Below are 16,436 nucleotides of genomic sequence, written 5' to 3'. Positions count from 1 at the left end.
AGCGATCTGATCACTCAATCAGGGTGGGCAGCAGATTTTTGGCGACGGTTTGAGACATCGCAACCCGGAACCGAGCCCCCAAAGCCGAATGTACGGTTGCGGTGGAAATGGGCAGGCCATTGATCATTAAGGTCAATGGCTGACCCAAAGACTCACGACTGATCTTTTGTACTCGCTCGGTCGCCTCAGGACTGAGCGTGACCTCCAACTGAACGAGGTCCGGGTTGGCCCCATAGTCGTCCTTCAAAAGCATCTCCATTCTGGTGAAGTCAGTGGCCGACGAGAAATCAATCTCGACCGCATAACCCGCCTGTGCCACCGCCATTGCCAGTATCAACACCCCGATTTTCCTGTGCATGACGCGCTGTTCCTATGCTCATAAGCGTTGAGATTCCTGTGTAATCTACCGACCTGGTTCACTACTGCGCTCAAAAACACCTCACAAAATATTGCGCAAAGGATCTGTCCACCTGACACCGACTTAAGCTGTTCTTGTTATCGACGCCCTGGCTGCGTAACGTGGCGGCACTTGTCTGGAGAGCCGAAGATGCGTGTTGCCCGTTCCGTAGTCCTTGTTGCCCTGCTTCCGTTGTTCGCTGCCTGTCAGTTGCTGGATGGCCCGCGTGAAAGCGCCTCCCACGTGGTCCAGACCCGCATGCAGGGGCAGTTGACGGCGGCGGACGGCAAGTTGCTGTTCCAGCCGTGCAATGAGCAGCGCAGCTATGTGGTCAATGACACCGGCGGCACCAGCGTCCTGCAAGAGGCTGCGTCCCTCGCCGATGCTCAGGGCAAGCTGTTCGCCGACGTGCGTGGGAATATCGTTGCCGATAGCCGCCTGGATCTGGAGCAGTTGTACCGCGTCGAACGCTCGGGCACCGCGTGCGATGATCCCAATTTCAAACTGCTGATCCTGCGCGCCGCCGGCCACTCGCCCGAGTGGAACGTCAAGGTCAGTGGCAAAGGCATGGTCATCGACCGCGCCGGTCAACCACCCCTGGCGGTGCCGTACGTTGAAGAACAGCTGGGCGATGGGCGTTTCAATCTCAGCACCGAAGCCAATAACCAGCACATCGAACTGTGGGTCGCGCCGCAACGTTGCGTCGACAGCACCACCGGCAGCGTCCAGCACATGAGCGCCGAGCTGCGCATCGATGGTCAGGTGCAACGCGGTTGCGGGTATTTCGGCGGCGCGCGTAACGACTGATCGTTTTTGCCTCACGGGACCGGCGTTTGGGGCTTATAATCGCTGCCTTCAAACGCCTTGGCGCAGTTGTGCGCCCCGCGAACCGGATCCTGTCATGTTACGAATCACCGAACTCAAGTTGCCGATCGACCATCCCGAAGAAGACCTGCGCCCTGCCATCGTGCAGCGCTTGGGCATCGCCAGTGATGACCTGCTCGATTTCACCTTGTTCAAGCGCAGCTACGATGCGCGCAAAAAATCCTCTGAACTGTGCTTCATCTACACCATCGACCTCACCGCCAAGGATGAGGCCGCGCTGCTGCACACGTTCGCCGATGACCGTAACGTCAACGTGGCGCCGGATGTCAGCTACAAAGTGGTCGGCCAGGCGCCGGCTGATCTTGAGCAACGTCCCGTCGTCGTGGGTTTCGGTCCATGCGGGATTTTCGCCGGGCTGCTGCTCGCGCAAATGGGCTTCAAGCCGATCATCCTCGAGCGCGGCACCGAAGTGCGCCAGCGCACTAAAGACACCTGGGGCCTGTGGCGTAAAAGCGTGCTCAACCCGGAATCCAATGTGCAATTTGGTGAAGGCGGCGCGGGAACGTTCTCCGACGGCAAGCTCTACAGCCAGATCAAGGACCCGAAATTCATCGGCCGCAAAGTCCTGCACGAGTTCGTCAAGGCCGGCGCACCGGAAGAAATCCTCTACGTCAGCAAACCGCACATCGGTACGTTCCGCCTGACCGGCGTGGTGGAAAACATGCGTGAGCAGATTCGCGCGCTGGGCGGCGATGTGCGCTTCCAGCAGCGGGTCACCGACGTGTTGATCGAGGACGGCCAACTGGTCGGCGTCGAGCTCAATGGCGGCGAACGGATTCATTCGAAACACGTGATTCTGGCCTTGGGCCACAGCGCCAGGGACACCTTCCGCATGCTTCACAGCCGTGGTGTGTTCATGGAAGCCAAGCCGTTCTCGGTGGGTTTCCGCATCGAGCACCCGCAGTCGCTGATCGACCGCGCGCGCCTCGGCAAATACGCCGGCCACCCGAAACTCGGGGCGGCCGACTATAAGCTGGTGCACCACGCCAAGAACGGCCGTTCGGTGTACAGCTTCTGCATGTGCCCGGGCGGCACCGTGGTGGCGGCGACGTCCGAGCCGGGCCGCGTGGTCACCAACGGCATGAGCCAGTACTCGCGTAACGAGCGCAATGCCAACTCCGGGATCGTCGTCGGGATCACCCCGGAAGTCGATTACCCGGGCGGCCCGCTGGCGGGTATCGAGTTGCAGGAACGCCTGGAATCCCACGCCTTTGTGCTGGGCGGCAGCAACTACGAAGCGCCGGCGCAACTGGTTGGCGATTTCATTGCGGGCAAGGCGTCCACCGAGTTGGGCAGCGTTGAACCGTCCTATAAGCCAGGCGTTGCCTTGGGTGATCTGGCGCTGGCTCTGCCCGCGTTTGCGATTGAAGCGATTCGTGAAGCATTGCCGGCATTCGAGAAGCAGATTCGCGGCTACTCGCTGCATGACGCGGTGTTGACCGGGATCGAGACGCGCACCTCGTCGCCGCTGCGGATTACCCGTAACGAGTCGATGCAGAGCCTGAACGTAAAGGGGTTGTTCCCGGCGGGTGAAGGCGCGGGTTATGCGGGCGGGATTCTGTCGGCGGGTGTGGACGGGATTCGGATTGCCGAAGCCGTGGCACGCGACATCCTCGGCCTGGAAGCCTGATCAGCACGACCTGACACACCACAAAACCCTGTGGGAGCGAGCTTGCTCGCGATAGAGGATTTACATTCAACAGAGGTGTTGACTGATCTACCGCTATCGCGAGCAAGCTCGCTCCCACATTGGATTTCGGTGTATCAGATGTTTGCGCGTAGAACGGTATTCGGCAACAGCTCACCACGCTCCACACTCGCCGCCACTACATCCATCATCCCACTCAACTCATACCCCTGGGCCTTGAGCCATTCCTGATCGTAATAGCTGGTCTCATAACGCTCGCCGCCATCGCACAGAATCGCCACGATCGACCCCGACTCGCCCGCCGCCGCCATCTGCCCCGCCGCCATCAAGGCGCCAATCAGGTTGGTCCCGCTCGATCCGCCGACACGACGTCCCAAATGCTGCGCCAGGTAATGCATGGCCGCCAGCGACAACGCGTCCGGCACCTTGACCATCGCATCGATCACCTTGGGCAGGAACGACGCCTCGACCCGTGGCCGCCCAATGCCTTCAATCCGCGAACCGTGATCCAGTCGCAAGCTGGCATCACCGGTCTTGTAGAAATCGAAGAACACCGAACGCTCGGCATCGGCGCACAGCACGCGGGTGCAATGCTGGCGATAACGCACGTATCGACCGAGGGTCGCGGTGGTGCCGCCGGTGCCGGGGCTGGAAATCAGCCAGCTCGGTTCCGGGTGCCGTTCGAACCGCATTTGCTGGAAGATCGACTCGGCGATGTTGTTGTTCGCCCGCCAATCAGTGGCACGTTCGGCGTAGGTGAACTGGTCGATGAAGTGACCGTCGTGCTCGCGGGCCAGGCGCTCGGACTCGGCGTATATCTGCGTCGGATCGTCCACCAGGTGACTCTTGCCGCCGTAAAAGGCGATCTGCGCGATCTTCTCTTTGGACGTGGTCGCCGGCATCACCGCAATGAACGGCAACCCCAGCAACCTGGCGAAGTACGCTTCGGAAATCGCCGTCGAACCGCTGGACGCTTCAATCACGGGCGCGCCGGGTTTGAGCCAGCCGTTACACAAGGCATAGAGGAACAACGAGCGCGCCAGTCGGTGCTTGAGGCTGCCGGTGGGATGGCTGGACTCATCCTTGAAATACAACTCGATACCCGGGAAACCCGGCAGCGGCAAGGGGATCAGGTGGGTGTCGGCGCTGCGCTGGAAGTCGGCTTCGATAATCCGAATGGCTTCGCGGGCCCACTGTCGGTTGTCGCTCATGGTGGTTTTCTCGTTGAATCGGACAAGAGTCGGCCTTGTCGCAGGGCTCAGCCAATAAGCTTAGGAAAAATCCCACGCCACGCACAGATACAGCTGAGGCCCAATACGTCTGGCAACTGCTAGGCTCAGGTCCGTGCCAGCCCTTCGCGTTGTAACGGCATATAACAAAAAAGAATATAACTTTTGTTTTAACAACTAACGGTACGGGTTAGGGTGTGCCACCTTTTTGATTATTCGATGGAGAGCGACCTTGCCTCTGCGTAGCACTTTCACGCGTTTCTTTCAGTTGGAAGCTGCCAGCGGTCTGTTATTGATCGCTGCGGCAGCCCTGGCTTTGATCATCAACAACTCCCCGTTGTCGTGGCTCTACAGCAGTTTTCTGGACACGCCGGTAGTGGCGCAGGTCGGTGCGCTGCAAATCGCCAAACCGGCGCTGCTGTGGATCAACGACGGCCTGATGGCCCTGTTCTTCCTGCTGATCGGCCTGGAAGTGAAGCGCGAAGTCCTCGACGGTCAACTGTCGAAACCTTCGCAGATCGTTCTGCCCGGCGCGGCAGCGATTGGTGGCATGGTGGTTCCGGCGCTGTTCTACTGGTTTCTCAATCGTGACGACCCGGCCGCCCTGAGTGGCTGGGCCATCCCGATGGCCACCGACATCGCCTTCGCCCTCGGTGTCCTCGCCCTGCTGGGCAAGCGCGTGCCGGTGTCGCTGAAACTGTTCCTGATGACCCTCGCGATCATCGACGACCTCGGCGCCATCATCGTCATTGCGATCTTCTATTCCGGCACGCTCTCGACCCTTTCCCTGGCATTGGCCGCAACTTGCATCGTCGCGCTGATCGCGATGAACCGGCTCGGCGTGGTCAAGCTCGGGCCGTACATGATCATCGGTTTGATCCTCTGGGTCTGCGTGCTCAAGAGCGGTGTCCACGCGACACTGGCCGGTGTGACACTGGCGTTCTGCATTCCATTGCGCACGAAAAACGCCGAACCGTCGCCGCTGCTGACCCTCGAACACGCCCTGCATCCCTGGGTGGCCTACGGCATCCTGCCGCTGTTCGCCTTCGCCAACGCTGGCCTGTCCCTGAGCGGCGTGACCATGGAAAGCTTCACCCACCACGTTCCGATGGGCATCGCCGTTGGCCTGCTGCTGGGCAAGACCCTCGGTGTGTTCGGCCTGACCTGGCTGGCCGTGAAAATCGGCATCGCCGCCCTGCCCCAAGGCGCCAACTGGGGCCAGGTATTGGGTGTGGCGGTCCTCTGCGGGATCGGCTTCACCATGAGCTTGTTTGTCGGCTCCCTGGCGTTTGAGCCGGGCGTCAGTGAATACGCAGGGATGGATCGGATGGGTATTTTGACCGGTTCGATTCTGGCGGCCTTGATCGGTTATGCGGTGACGGCGGCAGCGAGCCGCAAGCGCACCGCGCTGCAATCCTGAGTGATAGAGAACACTCTTAGCGACATTCAGGATTCGTCCTACAGCCACGTTTGACCTCGTTCGTTAACGTCGCACAGCCCCTTTTCGGGGGCTGTCGACGTACGAACGCAAGGAAGATCAGTGGCTGGCAACAAGGATATCCCCAGGGTTAAAAACCCACCGTCCGGCGACGGTCATCACGTCACTCACCGCTTCATGACGGCCACCGAGCTGGCCGAGCGGGACGCCCGACAAAACGCTTACGACGCCATGCTCGCGAGGCAAGACGCCTTCGAGCGCAGCCGTGAGATTGTCGCTAAAAAGGACGAATCCGTTCGTGCCGGATGCGTCTTCGCCAAGTCCTGCAAGCTGCCGGACGCCATCATCGATTACTCGAATCCTTCGGGCATGGTGCCCACCGACAGCCTCAAGGATTACGGGGAAGTCGCCTGGCTCGGCGCCCGTGAAGCAGACGATGCCGGGTTGCTGAATCTCGAAACCATCAGCGGCAGTACCCTCTCGCTTGGCATTGGCCGAATGGCGCTTCGCGCTCCGGCTCTTACTGCTCCAGCCGCCGCAATCGGCGTTGCCGGGGCCACCGCATTGGCCACGGTGGTCGCGCTGTTCTGGACGCCAAGCCTGGGCGACAGTGCGCTCTATACCGAAGAACAGTTGCGCGCCTTGAAACAGGCCAGGACCCGCGTTCGTCTACAGGTTGAACAACAGGCTGACGGTAGTCTCAAGGGGTATGGCTTCTACACCGGCAAGAACCGCGATTGGGAAATGGTTGATGTTGTGCAGTTCTCGTTGCGCGGCAGCCAGCAAGTGGCAGATCTGGGGGATGGGGTTGAACTGATCTGGACACCGGCTGTGGATGGTTCAGACATCCTTGGGATTCCAGCGTTGGAGGCTGCACCGCAAGCGCCGCATATTTGGGTGTATCCGCCTACGCCAGCGGCTGACGGGATTATTGTGAATCCGGTTTATCCGCCTGAGTACAAGGATTTCATTCTTGTGTTTCCGGTGGATTCGGGGGTAAAGCCGGTTTACATCGTTCTAAGTGTCCCGGGAGACCTGAAGTACCACCCTGCGCCAACAGCATTACCAGCTTTTCCAGATGTAAAACCTGCGCCGATGAAAACTTCCGTGCGGGGCGGCGGAAAAAAACGCAGACGCTGGAAGGATCCGTCAGGGAGAATTTATGAATGGGATTCACAACATGGCAAGGTTGAGTTGTATACGAAACAAGGAAAACATCTGGGAGAGTACAACCCGGAAACCGGAGAGCAGACAAAACCTGCCGATCCTGCAAGGAGAGTAGAAAAATGAAACATGTAATAGAGGTTTTCGACCGTCAGACTGAAGATCTGCTTCTTACGGTAGATATCCCTGCCAGTCGACGTAAAGCTTTGAGAGTTCTGATGAACTGGCAGCAACCGGACGACGAATTCGACGGTCACGACTTGTCACCAGAACAAGTAAAGGTATTGGAAGACTGGACAGGAAAATCCCTCATGGGTGCAAATAACATCGTACAACTGGTATGCACAGAATGACTCGGAGCTATCCAGCGGTACGCCATGCAGTTGAAGCTTTTGATAAAAAAACAGAATTTTTAGTGTTTGAGGTTCCCATACCAAGGGAGAATATTGAACAGCTGAGAATAATAATGAAGTGGAGCGAACCAGAAGACGAAATCTATGGTTACGATCTTGATAGTGCTCAGATTACACAGTTGGAAGCTTTGATCGGCATTACGTTCTACGACCAGAAGTACGATTTTCAAATCGGAAGTCATGCAAGCAAGTAAATTTTCTACTTGCATAAAAAACCCCAACCAGTCACCCGGTCGGGGTTCTCTTTTACCGCTCGTTCCCGCTTAGTGCGAAACGCGGCTTGTCCCATCAACAGTAGCAATCCGCACCCGCTCACCCACACGGAACACTTCATTCTCCTGAACCTGCTGCACATAGGCGCGCATGCTGCCGTCGTCTTCGCGAACGGTGATTTCGACGCCCTGTGTGCGGGTCAGGCCTTCTTCGGTGGCCGAACCGAGCAGGCCGCCAGCGACGGCGCCGATGACCGCCGCGACGATGCTGCCTTTACCGCCGCCAATGGCGCTACCGCCGACACCGCCGACCACTGCGCCCGCTGCGCCGCCGATCGGGGTCTTGGTGCCTTCGATTTTCACCGGACGCAGGGATTCGATGGTGCCCATGCGAACGGTCTGCACACGACGCGCTTCGTCACGGGAGTAGGAGTCACCGGTCAGGCTCGATTGGCAGCCGGTGAGCAACATCGCCATCGTGGAAAAGGAAGCAACCAGCAGAACAGACTTACGCATAGCATCAACTCCAAAGGACAGGTATTCATTAAACTCCGCAGCTTGACGCCTGTCACGGCATCGCTGGGATAAAAATGGTTTCATTCAGGCCCGGTACAGGCGCCTCGGACTCACCACACAGTAGCGGCAAACTGAAAAATCTGCGCCACTGACCCAAGGATTTTCATGGATTACTTCATCATTGTCGTCACCACTGTCGCCGGTTTGTACTTCCACTGGTGGCTGTACGTGCGGATCAAACGCTGGATGGACCGCGATCTGGCGTTGGCACTGGCGGGTAAAGACGAGCAGAAAAAAGCGTTCATGCTCGAGCAACTGGCAAGCGCTCAGGCGCAGAAGATCAAGCGCCGGGACCTGCCCCAGTGGCTTGAAGCCGCTGCGACGGGCTATCCCGATCGGTAGACTGCTTAAGGTGCCAGACGTTCAAGAATCCAGTCGGCGCCTTGCTGACGGTAGTTGAGGCGATCGTGCAGGCGGCTCGAACGGCCTTGCCAGAACTCGATGCGCTCGGGTAGCAAGCGGTAACCGCCCCAGTGTTCCGGGCAGTGAGGCTGAGTGTCGCTGAAACGTTGCTCGGTGTTTTTGAGCAGCGCTTCCAGTTCAGCGCGATCGGCAATCACGCGGCTCTGGGGCGAAGCCCAGGCACCGAGGCGACTGCCCAACGGGCGGACCTGAAAGTAGGCGTCGGACTCTTCAGCCGTGACCTTCACCACCCGTCCTTCAATGCGTACCTGACGCTCCAGGGTCGGCCAGAAAAACGTCATGGCGGCGAACGGGTTCGCCGCCAGATGCTGGCCTTTGGCGCTGTCGTAGTTGGTGAAGAAGGTGAAGCCCTCCTCGTCCAGGCCCTTGAGCAGCAGAATGCGGCAATGCGGCCGACCGTCCTGATCGACCGTGGCCAGGGTCATGGCATTGGCCTCCACCGGCGGTTGCTCGGTTTTCACCGCGTCGGCAAACCACTGATGGAACAGCCCGAACGGCTCGGCCGGGGCTTGCGCCTCGGTCAGGCCATCACGGGTGTAGTCGCGACGCATATCAGCCAGGCCCTGGGTCATGGCGCATTCCTTTTGGTTAACGAATTACTTTTTGTCCGCATCGGCGGCAACGACTTTCTTGTCAGCCGCTGCGGCTTTGGCTGGTGCCGTTTTTTTCGCAGGCGTTGCCGTTTTAGCCGGTGTTTTCTTGGCTGGAGCCTTGGCAGCTTTCTTGGCCGGGGCTTTTTTCGCAGCAGGCACAGCCGCTTTCTTCGCGGCTGGCGCAGGGGTAACTGGCTTGACCACTGGCTTGACGTCCTGCACAGCGACCATCTTCACTGGCGCCGGCGCCGGCATGTTGTACTTGCTCAGCAACGCGACCATGGTGTTTTGCGGAGTCACCAGCAATTCAACACGACGGTTCAAGGCACGACCTTCATTGCTGTCGTTGGCAGCACGCGGAGCTTCGCCCCCCATGCCGCGCAGCATCAGACGATCACGCTGCAAACCGCTGAGGCGGAAGATCGCGGCCACGGCTTGGGCACGCTCCTGGCTCAATTTTACGTTGGCCGGTGCGGCGCCCGAGGTATCGCTGTGGCCGAGCACCAGCACGGCAGTCTTTGGATCGACTTCAAGGATTTTCGCGACGCGAGTGAACGGGCCGAGGGTCACCGGCAGCAACATGGCCGGACGGTCCGGGTTGAACGAGCCTTCTACCGGAGCGATGACCACCAACACGTTTTCACGGCGCTCAAGCTTCAGGTTGCTGTCCTTGATCGCATCGCGCAGGCGCGGCTCGTAATCGTCGAGCCAGGCTTGAGTGACTTTAGGGTCCGGCATTGGCACGGCTTTGGCGGTAGGTTGTTCTTTGCCGCCGAACGGCCACCACCATTTGCCACCGGCATCGGCTTCAGCCTTGGCGACTTCGACAGGTTTGGCTTCAGGCTTGGCTTCAGGTTTTACTTCAGGCTTTTTGTCGACCGCTTCATCGGAACCGAATGGCCAGTACCAAGGACTGGAGCTCTCAGCCTTGGCCACTGGTGCGGCAACGGCAGGTTTCAAAGGGGCCGGAGTTGGGGTTGGAGCTGAAGCAGGGGCCGGCTCTTTCACCGCGACTTTGTCGGAGGAGCCGAACGGCCACCAGCTGCTGCCATCCGAATCACTTTGTGGGGTCTGTGCACAACCGGTGATTGCGACGCACAGGGCCAAGGCAAGGGTGGTTTTATTGAATGACATTGGATATCCACAAAAATGAAATCATAAAAAATCAGGCCGGCATGACCCGGATAAACAGACGCTTGGAAACCATAAAGGCCTTCGGGTTCCGGCCCTGGAGCCCGCGAGTGCGTTTTACAGACAAGTGGCCAGTACTCGCGCAAGCTTCTGCGCGCGTGGATCCATCAAGACGTACGGCCCCAGGGTATTTGTCACAAAACCGAAGGCCACATCGTGTTCCGGGTCAGCAAAGCCGATGGAGCCGCCAGCGCCCGGATGGCCGAATGCCCGTGGGCCGAGGCCGTAGGTCGCATTGGGAACATCTGGCTGATCGAGCATGCAACCCAGGCCAAAACGGGTCCGGGTCAATAAAGTCTTGTCTTCGCCAAGGCTGTGTTCGCGGGTCAGCTCCTCGAGCATTTCGCTTTCCAGCAGGCTGCCGTCGAGCAGGCCAGCGTAGAAACCAGCGAGGCTGCGGGCGTTACCGTGGCCATTGGCGGCCGGCTGTTGCATCCGGCGCCATTCGGGTTTGTTGGTGCTGGTCATGATGGACGGCGGGTTGGTGAAGGCCCGGGTGGTCATGGCAGTCGGTTCACGCATGGTCACTTGCAGCAAACGCTGGGCCGCGGCATCGCCAACGTTACCCTTGCCACGGGCAATGTGCGCCACGCGGTGGAACTCTTCGTCCGCCAGGCCAACGTGGAAATCCAGCCCCAAAGGCTTCGCGACCCGCGCCACAATCGATGCACCCGGCCCACGACCGTCGACACGACGCAGCAACTCGCCCATCAGCCAGCCATAGGTAATCGCCGCGTAACCGTGGCCTTCACCCGGTGTCCACCATGGTGTTTCGGCGGCCAGGGCATCGACCATGGTGTACCAGTCGTAAAGCGCTTCGGGCGCCAGCAACTCGCGCAGCGCCGGCAGGCCGGCCTGATGGCAGAGCAATTGACGCAAGGTGACGGATTCTTTGCCGGCGGCGGCAAATTCGGGCCAGTAGCGAGCAACGGGGGCATCCAGTTGCAGCTTGCCTTCGGCAACCAATTGCAGGGCCGTGACGGCGGTGAAGGTCTTGGTGCAGGAGAACAGATTGGCAATGGTGTCGCTGTGCCAGGCTTCAAGGCCATCCTTGTCGGCGGTACCGGCCCAGAGGTCGAGGACGGTTTCGCCACCGACCCGGATGCACAACGCCGCGCCACGTTCCTGAGGATCGTCGAACAGCGCCGCGAAAGCTTCGCGTACCGCTTCGAACTTAAGCTCGTAATGACCCTGAATCTGCACCCGCAACTCCCCGAATTCTATAAAGTGGCCCGCATTGTTCCAGCCCTTGGGGGATTTGGGAACAGGTGCGGGCTGGGCGGTGCATCCGCCCATAGAATTAATCAGAACCTTTGTGGCGAGGGAGCTTGCTCCCGCTGGGCCGGTCCGCGTTCGGGCGAAGCGGCCCCAAAATTGGGACTGCTGCGCAGTCCAGCGGGAGCAAGCTCCCTCGCCACAGGAATATCAGCGATTAATGGCCATTGGCGGAATGCCCGCCCGCATGGCCCGCACCCTGCCCCGCACCTTTGCCAGCGTCAGCTTTTCTGCCGCCCTCGCCTTCATGGCTGGCTTTATCCGCTTCAGCCTTGGCCTTCTCGGCCTCTTTACCCAACTGATCGACGGTCGCCAGATTGCTCTTGCGCACGCTATCAACGAAGCCCTGAAATGGCAGATCGGTAATGCCCACCAGGCCAAAGTGCCCGTTCTCGCCATCCAGCAGGCGGCCGGTCACGGGTTGATCGAGGTACTGGAACCAGTGCACCCCGACAATCGACGGCTCGCTCAGCGCTTGCTTGAGGAAGTTGGCGTACGCCGGCCCACGGTCTTCTTCCTTGGCCAATTGCGTCACGCCTCCCCAGAACGGGCCGCGATCCGCAGAGCCGAAATTGAACTCGGTAATCAGCACCGGTTTGTCCAGGCTGCGCAACTTGGCGAAGTCATAACCGTCCTGCGGTTGCAGGGTGTACATGTTGAAGCTCACCACGTCGCAATACTGCGCGCAGGAATCCACGGCTTCCGGGGTGCTGATGGCGAAGCGACCGCCCAGCAACAGCTGATTCGGCGCGTGCCACTTCAGCGAATCGGAAAGGGTCTTGAAGTAGGTATCGGCAAAGACCTTCTGGAAGTATTTGAAGTCGGCTTCGATTTCCGGGTGTTCGGCGCTTGGCAGCGGCGGCACGAAGCCCGGGTCTTCCATCAATTCCCAGGCAGGCAAGTCGATGCCCCAGGCCTTGGAAAGGCCGGCCTGGTTGCGGTACTTGTCGCGTAATTGTTTGAGGAACGCACGTTTGGCCGGCACGTCGGTGGTCATTTTCAAGGTGCCGTAGGCCAACGCGTAACGGGCTTTCGGATCGTCGCCGGGGCCGGCCCAGGCCAGTTCGTTGTCGGCGAAGTAGCCGATCAGCCATGGATCGTCGCGATGGTCCCGGGCGGCGATGGCCACGGCGCGTTCGGTGGCCATGGCGAAACGCGGGTCAAACGGGTCGGGCATACCGCCCCACCAATCAGTGCCGGTACTGATGCTGGCGTAATCGCCGACGATCGACAGCGGCAAGGTGTACGGCACACGGTCAGCATTGGCCAGCGCCGGGGCGCTCCAGTTGCCGACGGTGTTGAAACCCCAGGCTTGCAGGCGATCCAGGGTTTGGCTAGCCCAGCGTTTTTCATCGACCACCGCTTTGCAGGGTTCGGCGGGGGCTTGCTCAACGGCTTTCGCCACGGTGGCTTCGACCGCGCCGGTCTTGGCGGCTTCGGCGACGCCGGATTCGGCAGTCGTCGGCGCGACAGGTTGCTCGGCAGCCTTATCGGCCGTGGCCTCAACCGCGTCAGCCTTGGCCGCTTCGGCGACACCCGCCTTGGTGTCGCTGCCCAACGCGCAAGGTTCGCCATACAGGCGCTGCAAGTTAGCGCCATAGAAGTCGTACCAGCGACCGGCATTGTAGCCACGGCCCTGATCGGCGCCGTTGCCGCCACGGTTGTCGCCTTCGCCATAATGACTGGCCAACGATTCGTCCGGTTTTGGCAGGGATTCAAACATCCACTCGCGACCAGCGATGTAAGTCTGGTTGACGTCCGGGGTCACGGTGTTGACCCCGAGCGAATAGAACGGATGCCCTTCCGGGGTCACCAGGTACCAGCGACCGTCACGCTTTTCAGTGCGGAAAAAGCCGCTGGCCTTGAACGCAGGCCCCTTGTTCCAGCCACCGAACTTGTCCAGGGACAATTTCTGGCGCTCGGCGAGCCAAGTGTTGGTTTGTTGTTGCTCCTTGGCGGCGGCGCTTTTCAGTTGCTCATCGCTACCCACCTTCTCCGGCCATTTGGCCCGGGTCGATTGACCGTAGGCGTCCACCAGGCCGCCATAGGCGGCCTTGGTCACCGCTTCACCGTCCTGCACGCCGAAGCGCTCAAGCAAGATGCTTTGGGCAACTTTCGGTTGATCCATCGACAACGTGACCGACACCACCTGGCTGCGATCCAGCTCACCGGCGCTGCTAGCCAGCAAAACGCGTTGGCCGTCAAACGTCATCGGCATCGGCGGCCCGGCCTTCATGCCCTGGCTCAGCGGCGAACTCGGTTGCAGCGGCACCAGCAAGGTCTGCGCCGGTCCGGCTGGCAAATCGACACGACTGATCAGCGTCTTGCCGTCATTGCTCTGGATTTTCACGTAAAGGGTCACGGCCCAGTCCATCGCGCTCTGGATCCGCAAGCTCATGACGCCTGACTGCGACCAGTCCCAGGCACCGGTTTGCGGGGTCAGACGCAAGGTCGGTTGCGCCACCGGGTTGAACGTCACCCGACGCAGCACTTCGCCTTCGGCCGTTTGCTCCGCATTGGATTGTGGCAGGCTGGCATCCTGAGTCGCCACTTTGACCACATCGGCGGGGCGCACAAAGTTGAACAGCGTCTGTTGGCCGGCAGGGGCTGCCAGTAACGGGGCTGCGAACATCAACGCGAAAACGGCAGGCAACGAACGGCGAATCATAGGAACGTAGTTCTCCCTAACGACCCTCATGGGCCAATGGAAAAGCGGTGGCTGAAAGATAGACAACGCGGCGGGCTAAAAAGCCCACCGGTGTTTCAGGAAATTTCGCGACGGAATGGCGGCAATGCGTTAAGGATCGCTTTGCCGTAACGCTGGGTGACCAGACGCCGATCCAGCAGGGTGATGGTGCCGCGGTCTTCTTCGGTACGCAGCAAGCGACCGCAGGCCTGGACCAGTTTCAGCGAGGCATCCGGCACGGAGATTTCCATGAACGGATTGCCGCCACGGGCTTCGATCCACTCGGCAAGCGCCGCTTCGACCGGATCGTCAGGCACCGAGAACGGAATCTTCGCGATCACCACGTGCTCGCAATACGCACCGGGCAAGTCGACCCCTTCGGCAAAACTCGCCAGACCGAAGAGCACGCTGGAGTCCCCGCCATCGACACGTGCCTTGTGCTTGTTCAGGGTTTCCTGTTTCGACAGGTTGCCTTGAATGAACACTTGCTTGCGCCAGTCGCGGTCCAGGCCGTCGAACACGTCCTGCATCTGCTTGCGCGAGGAGAACAGCACCAGGGTGCCGCGCGAGCCTTCCACCAGTTGCGGCAGATCACGGATGATCGCCGCGGTGTGCGCGGGCGCATCACGCGGGTCGGCTTTCAGGTCCGGCACCCGCAGCACGCCCGCATCGGCGTGATGGAACGGGCTCGGGACCACAGCGGTCACGGCTTTTTTCGGCAGGCCGGCGCGCATGCGGAAACGGTCGAACGTGCCAAGTGCGGTCAGGGTCGCCGAGGTCACCAACGCGCCGTAAGCCACGTTCCACAGATTGCGACGGAGCATTTCCGCCGCCAGGATCGGGCTGGCATTGACCTCGATGTCGAACAGCGAGCCGCTTTCGGCCAGGGTCAGCCAACGGGCCATGGGCGGGTTGTCTTCCGGGTCTTCAGCGGTGAACGCGACCCACAATTCCCAGTTGCCCGAAGAACGCGACAACAGGCTGCCGAACAGCGGATACCACTCTTCGGCCTGGTTGCTGGCGATGCCGATGTTGACCTCGCCGTCCATGCCTTCCTTGAGCAGTTCGGTGAGCCGGGTGAACAGGTCGGTCAGACGGGCAAAGCCCTTCTTCAACTCGACGCCCATTTCACGCATGTGCTCGGGAATCACCCCGCCGACAAAACGGTGGCGCGGACGCTCGCGGCCTTCGACGTCTTCGCCGGGTTTGAAATCGGCAACCTGCTCGCACGCAGTAAACATGAATTGCTGCTGGGTCTTGATCTCGCGGGCCAGCTCCGGCACCTGCTCAATCAACTTGCCCAGATCGCCCGGCAACGGGTGCTGGGCGAGCAGTTTGGTGAGGTTCTTGGCGGTGGTTTCCAGCCAGTCGGCGGTGGAACGCAGGCGCGTGTAGTGGGCGAAATGGCCGATGGCCTTGTCCGGCAGGTGGTGACCTTCGTCGAACACGTAGATGGTGTCGCGCGGGTCCGGCAACACGGCGCCGCCGCCCAGGGCCAGATCGGCCAGGACCATGTCGTGGTTGGTGACGATCACGTCAACCTTGCCCATGCCTTCGCGGGCCTTGTAGAAGGCGCACTGGCCGAAGTTCGGGCAATGACGGTTGGTGCACTGGCTGTGATCGGTGGTCAGGCGCGCCCAGTCGGCGTCTTCCAGGGCGGTGGACCAACTGTCGCGGTCGCCGTCCCATTTATTGCCGGCGAGCTTCTCGATCATGCTGGTGAACAGCTTTTGACTGGCCTCATCGACCTCGATCTTGAAACCTTCTTCTTCGAACAGCTGCGCCGTGGCGGTTTGCGCGTGACCTTCCTGCAGCAACATGTCGAGCTTGGACAGGCACATGTAGCGCCCGCGGCCCTTGGCCAGAGCGAAGCTGAAATTCAGCCCGCTGTTGCGCATCAGGTCGGGCAAATCCTTGTAGACGATCTGCTCTTGCAGGGCCACGGTGGCCGTGGCGATCACCAGGCGTTTGCCGGCCGCCTTGGCGGTGGGGATCGCCGCCAGGCTGTAGGCCACGGTTTTGCCGGTACCGGTGCCGGCTTCCACCGCGACAATCGCGGGGTCGCCACTGCGCCGGCCTTCGTCGTCGGTGTCGATGTCACCGAGGACTTTGGCGATTTCGGCGATCATCAGGCGCTGGCCGTAGCGCGGCTTGAGGCTCTTGGCTTCAAGAAAACGCGAGTAGGCGCCCTGGATCGTGGTTTTGAGTTCGGTGCTGATCATGGATTGTCGGGCGCAAAAAACGCTGGATAAATTTTCAGTGGTTCGGATCGGCCGCTATCATACCCCGCTAATTAATCCCGCGCA

Annotated in this window: 15 protein-coding genes; 7 read left to right on the top strand and 8 right to left on the bottom strand. The window is 60.3% G+C overall.

Going from position 1 to position 16,436, the window contains the following annotated elements:
* Window positions 1-10: 10 nt before the first annotated feature.
* Window positions 11-358, bottom strand: a complete 348-nt coding sequence (locus ACA070_RS06185) for a hypothetical protein (protein ID WP_497450438.1) — start codon at window positions 356-358, stop codon at window positions 11-13.
* Window positions 359-547: 189 nt separating this feature from the next.
* Between ACA070_RS06185 and ACA070_RS06180 the strand changes: the two genes are divergently transcribed.
* A complete protein-coding gene (locus ACA070_RS06180) occupies window positions 548-1,204 on the top strand; it encodes a COG3650 family protein (protein ID WP_497450437.1) in 657 nt (218 codons plus the stop codon).
* A gap of 94 nt (window positions 1,205-1,298) precedes the next feature.
* Window positions 1,299-2,912: an NAD(P)/FAD-dependent oxidoreductase gene (locus ACA070_RS06175; RefSeq protein ID WP_497450436.1), complete on the top strand. Its 1,614-nt coding sequence runs from the start codon at window positions 1,299-1,301 to the stop codon at window positions 2,910-2,912.
* Window positions 2,913-3,046: 134 nt separating this feature from the next.
* Here ACA070_RS06175 and ACA070_RS06170 read toward each other — a convergent pair whose 3' ends face one another.
* Window positions 3,047-4,141: a PLP-dependent cysteine synthase family protein gene (locus ACA070_RS06170; RefSeq protein ID WP_497450435.1), complete on the bottom strand. Its 1,095-nt coding sequence runs from the start codon at window positions 4,139-4,141 to the stop codon at window positions 3,047-3,049.
* A 250-nt stretch (window positions 4,142-4,391) separates the two neighbouring features.
* Between ACA070_RS06170 and nhaA the strand changes: the two genes are divergently transcribed.
* The 4 genes from nhaA (at window position 4,392) to ACA070_RS06150 (ending at window position 7,368) form a co-directional block, all read left to right on the top strand.
* On the top strand, window positions 4,392-5,579 hold the full coding sequence (gene nhaA, locus ACA070_RS06165) for a Na+/H+ antiporter NhaA (protein ID WP_497450434.1): 1,188 nt from the start codon (window positions 4,392-4,394) through the stop codon (window positions 5,577-5,579).
* Between the two features lie 120 nt (window positions 5,580-5,699).
* Window positions 5,700-6,887 carry a colicin E3/pyocin S6 family cytotoxin gene (locus tag ACA070_RS06160; protein ID WP_497450433.1) on the top strand — a complete coding sequence of 396 codons (1,188 nt, stop codon included), beginning with the start codon at window positions 5,700-5,702 and terminating at the stop codon, window positions 6,885-6,887.
* Complete coding sequence (locus ACA070_RS06155; protein ID WP_497450432.1) at window positions 6,884-7,114, top strand: DUF7683 domain-containing protein; 231 nt, start codon at window positions 6,884-6,886, stop codon at window positions 7,112-7,114. The genes ACA070_RS06160 and ACA070_RS06155 overlap by 4 nt, the downstream gene beginning before the upstream one ends.
* Window positions 7,111-7,368: a DUF7683 domain-containing protein gene (locus ACA070_RS06150; protein WP_497450431.1), complete on the top strand. Its 258-nt coding sequence runs from the start codon at window positions 7,111-7,113 to the stop codon at window positions 7,366-7,368. The genes ACA070_RS06155 and ACA070_RS06150 overlap by 4 nt, the downstream gene beginning before the upstream one ends.
* 69 nt (window positions 7,369-7,437) lie before the next feature.
* Here ACA070_RS06150 and ACA070_RS06145 read toward each other — a convergent pair whose 3' ends face one another.
* Entirely contained in the window at window positions 7,438-7,902 is a 465-nt protein-coding gene (locus tag ACA070_RS06145) for an outer membrane lipoprotein (RefSeq protein ID WP_084321772.1), read from the bottom strand.
* A gap of 165 nt (window positions 7,903-8,067) precedes the next feature.
* Here ACA070_RS06145 and ACA070_RS06140 point away from each other — a divergent pair, with 165 nt between their 5' ends.
* A complete protein-coding gene (locus ACA070_RS06140; protein WP_497450430.1) occupies window positions 8,068-8,304 on the top strand; it encodes a hypothetical protein in 237 nt (78 codons plus the stop codon).
* Between the two features lie 5 nt (window positions 8,305-8,309).
* Here the strand turns inward: ACA070_RS06140 and pdxH are convergent, their stop codons facing one another.
* The 5 genes from pdxH to dinG form a co-directional block, all read right to left on the bottom strand.
* Window positions 8,310-8,957 carry a pyridoxamine 5'-phosphate oxidase gene (gene pdxH, locus ACA070_RS06135; RefSeq protein ID WP_461979993.1) on the bottom strand — a complete coding sequence of 216 codons (648 nt, stop codon included), beginning with the start codon at window positions 8,955-8,957 and terminating at the stop codon, window positions 8,310-8,312.
* 24 nt (window positions 8,958-8,981) lie between these two features.
* Window positions 8,982-10,112 (bottom strand): OmpA family protein, encoded by a 1,131-nt coding sequence (locus ACA070_RS06130; protein ID WP_497450429.1) that lies wholly within the window; start codon window positions 10,110-10,112, stop codon window positions 8,982-8,984.
* Between the two features lie 114 nt (window positions 10,113-10,226).
* On the bottom strand, window positions 10,227-11,372 hold the full coding sequence (locus ACA070_RS06125; protein ID WP_497451919.1) for a serine hydrolase domain-containing protein: 1,146 nt from the start codon (window positions 11,370-11,372) through the stop codon (window positions 10,227-10,229).
* Between the two features lie 229 nt (window positions 11,373-11,601).
* On the bottom strand, window positions 11,602-14,112 hold the full coding sequence (locus tag ACA070_RS06120; RefSeq protein WP_497450428.1) for a beta-galactosidase: 2,511 nt from the start codon (window positions 14,110-14,112) through the stop codon (window positions 11,602-11,604).
* Window positions 14,113-14,207: 95 nt separating this feature from the next.
* A complete protein-coding gene (gene dinG / locus ACA070_RS06115) occupies window positions 14,208-16,352 on the bottom strand; it encodes an ATP-dependent DNA helicase DinG (protein ID WP_027925648.1) in 2,145 nt (714 codons plus the stop codon).
* Between the last annotated feature and the right edge of the window lie 84 nt (window positions 16,353-16,436).

The organism is Pseudomonas sp. LBUM1678, assembly GCF_059695575.1.
The sequence above is the reverse complement of the archived record's forward strand: the minus strand, read 5'-3'. Positions and strand labels throughout refer to the sequence as shown.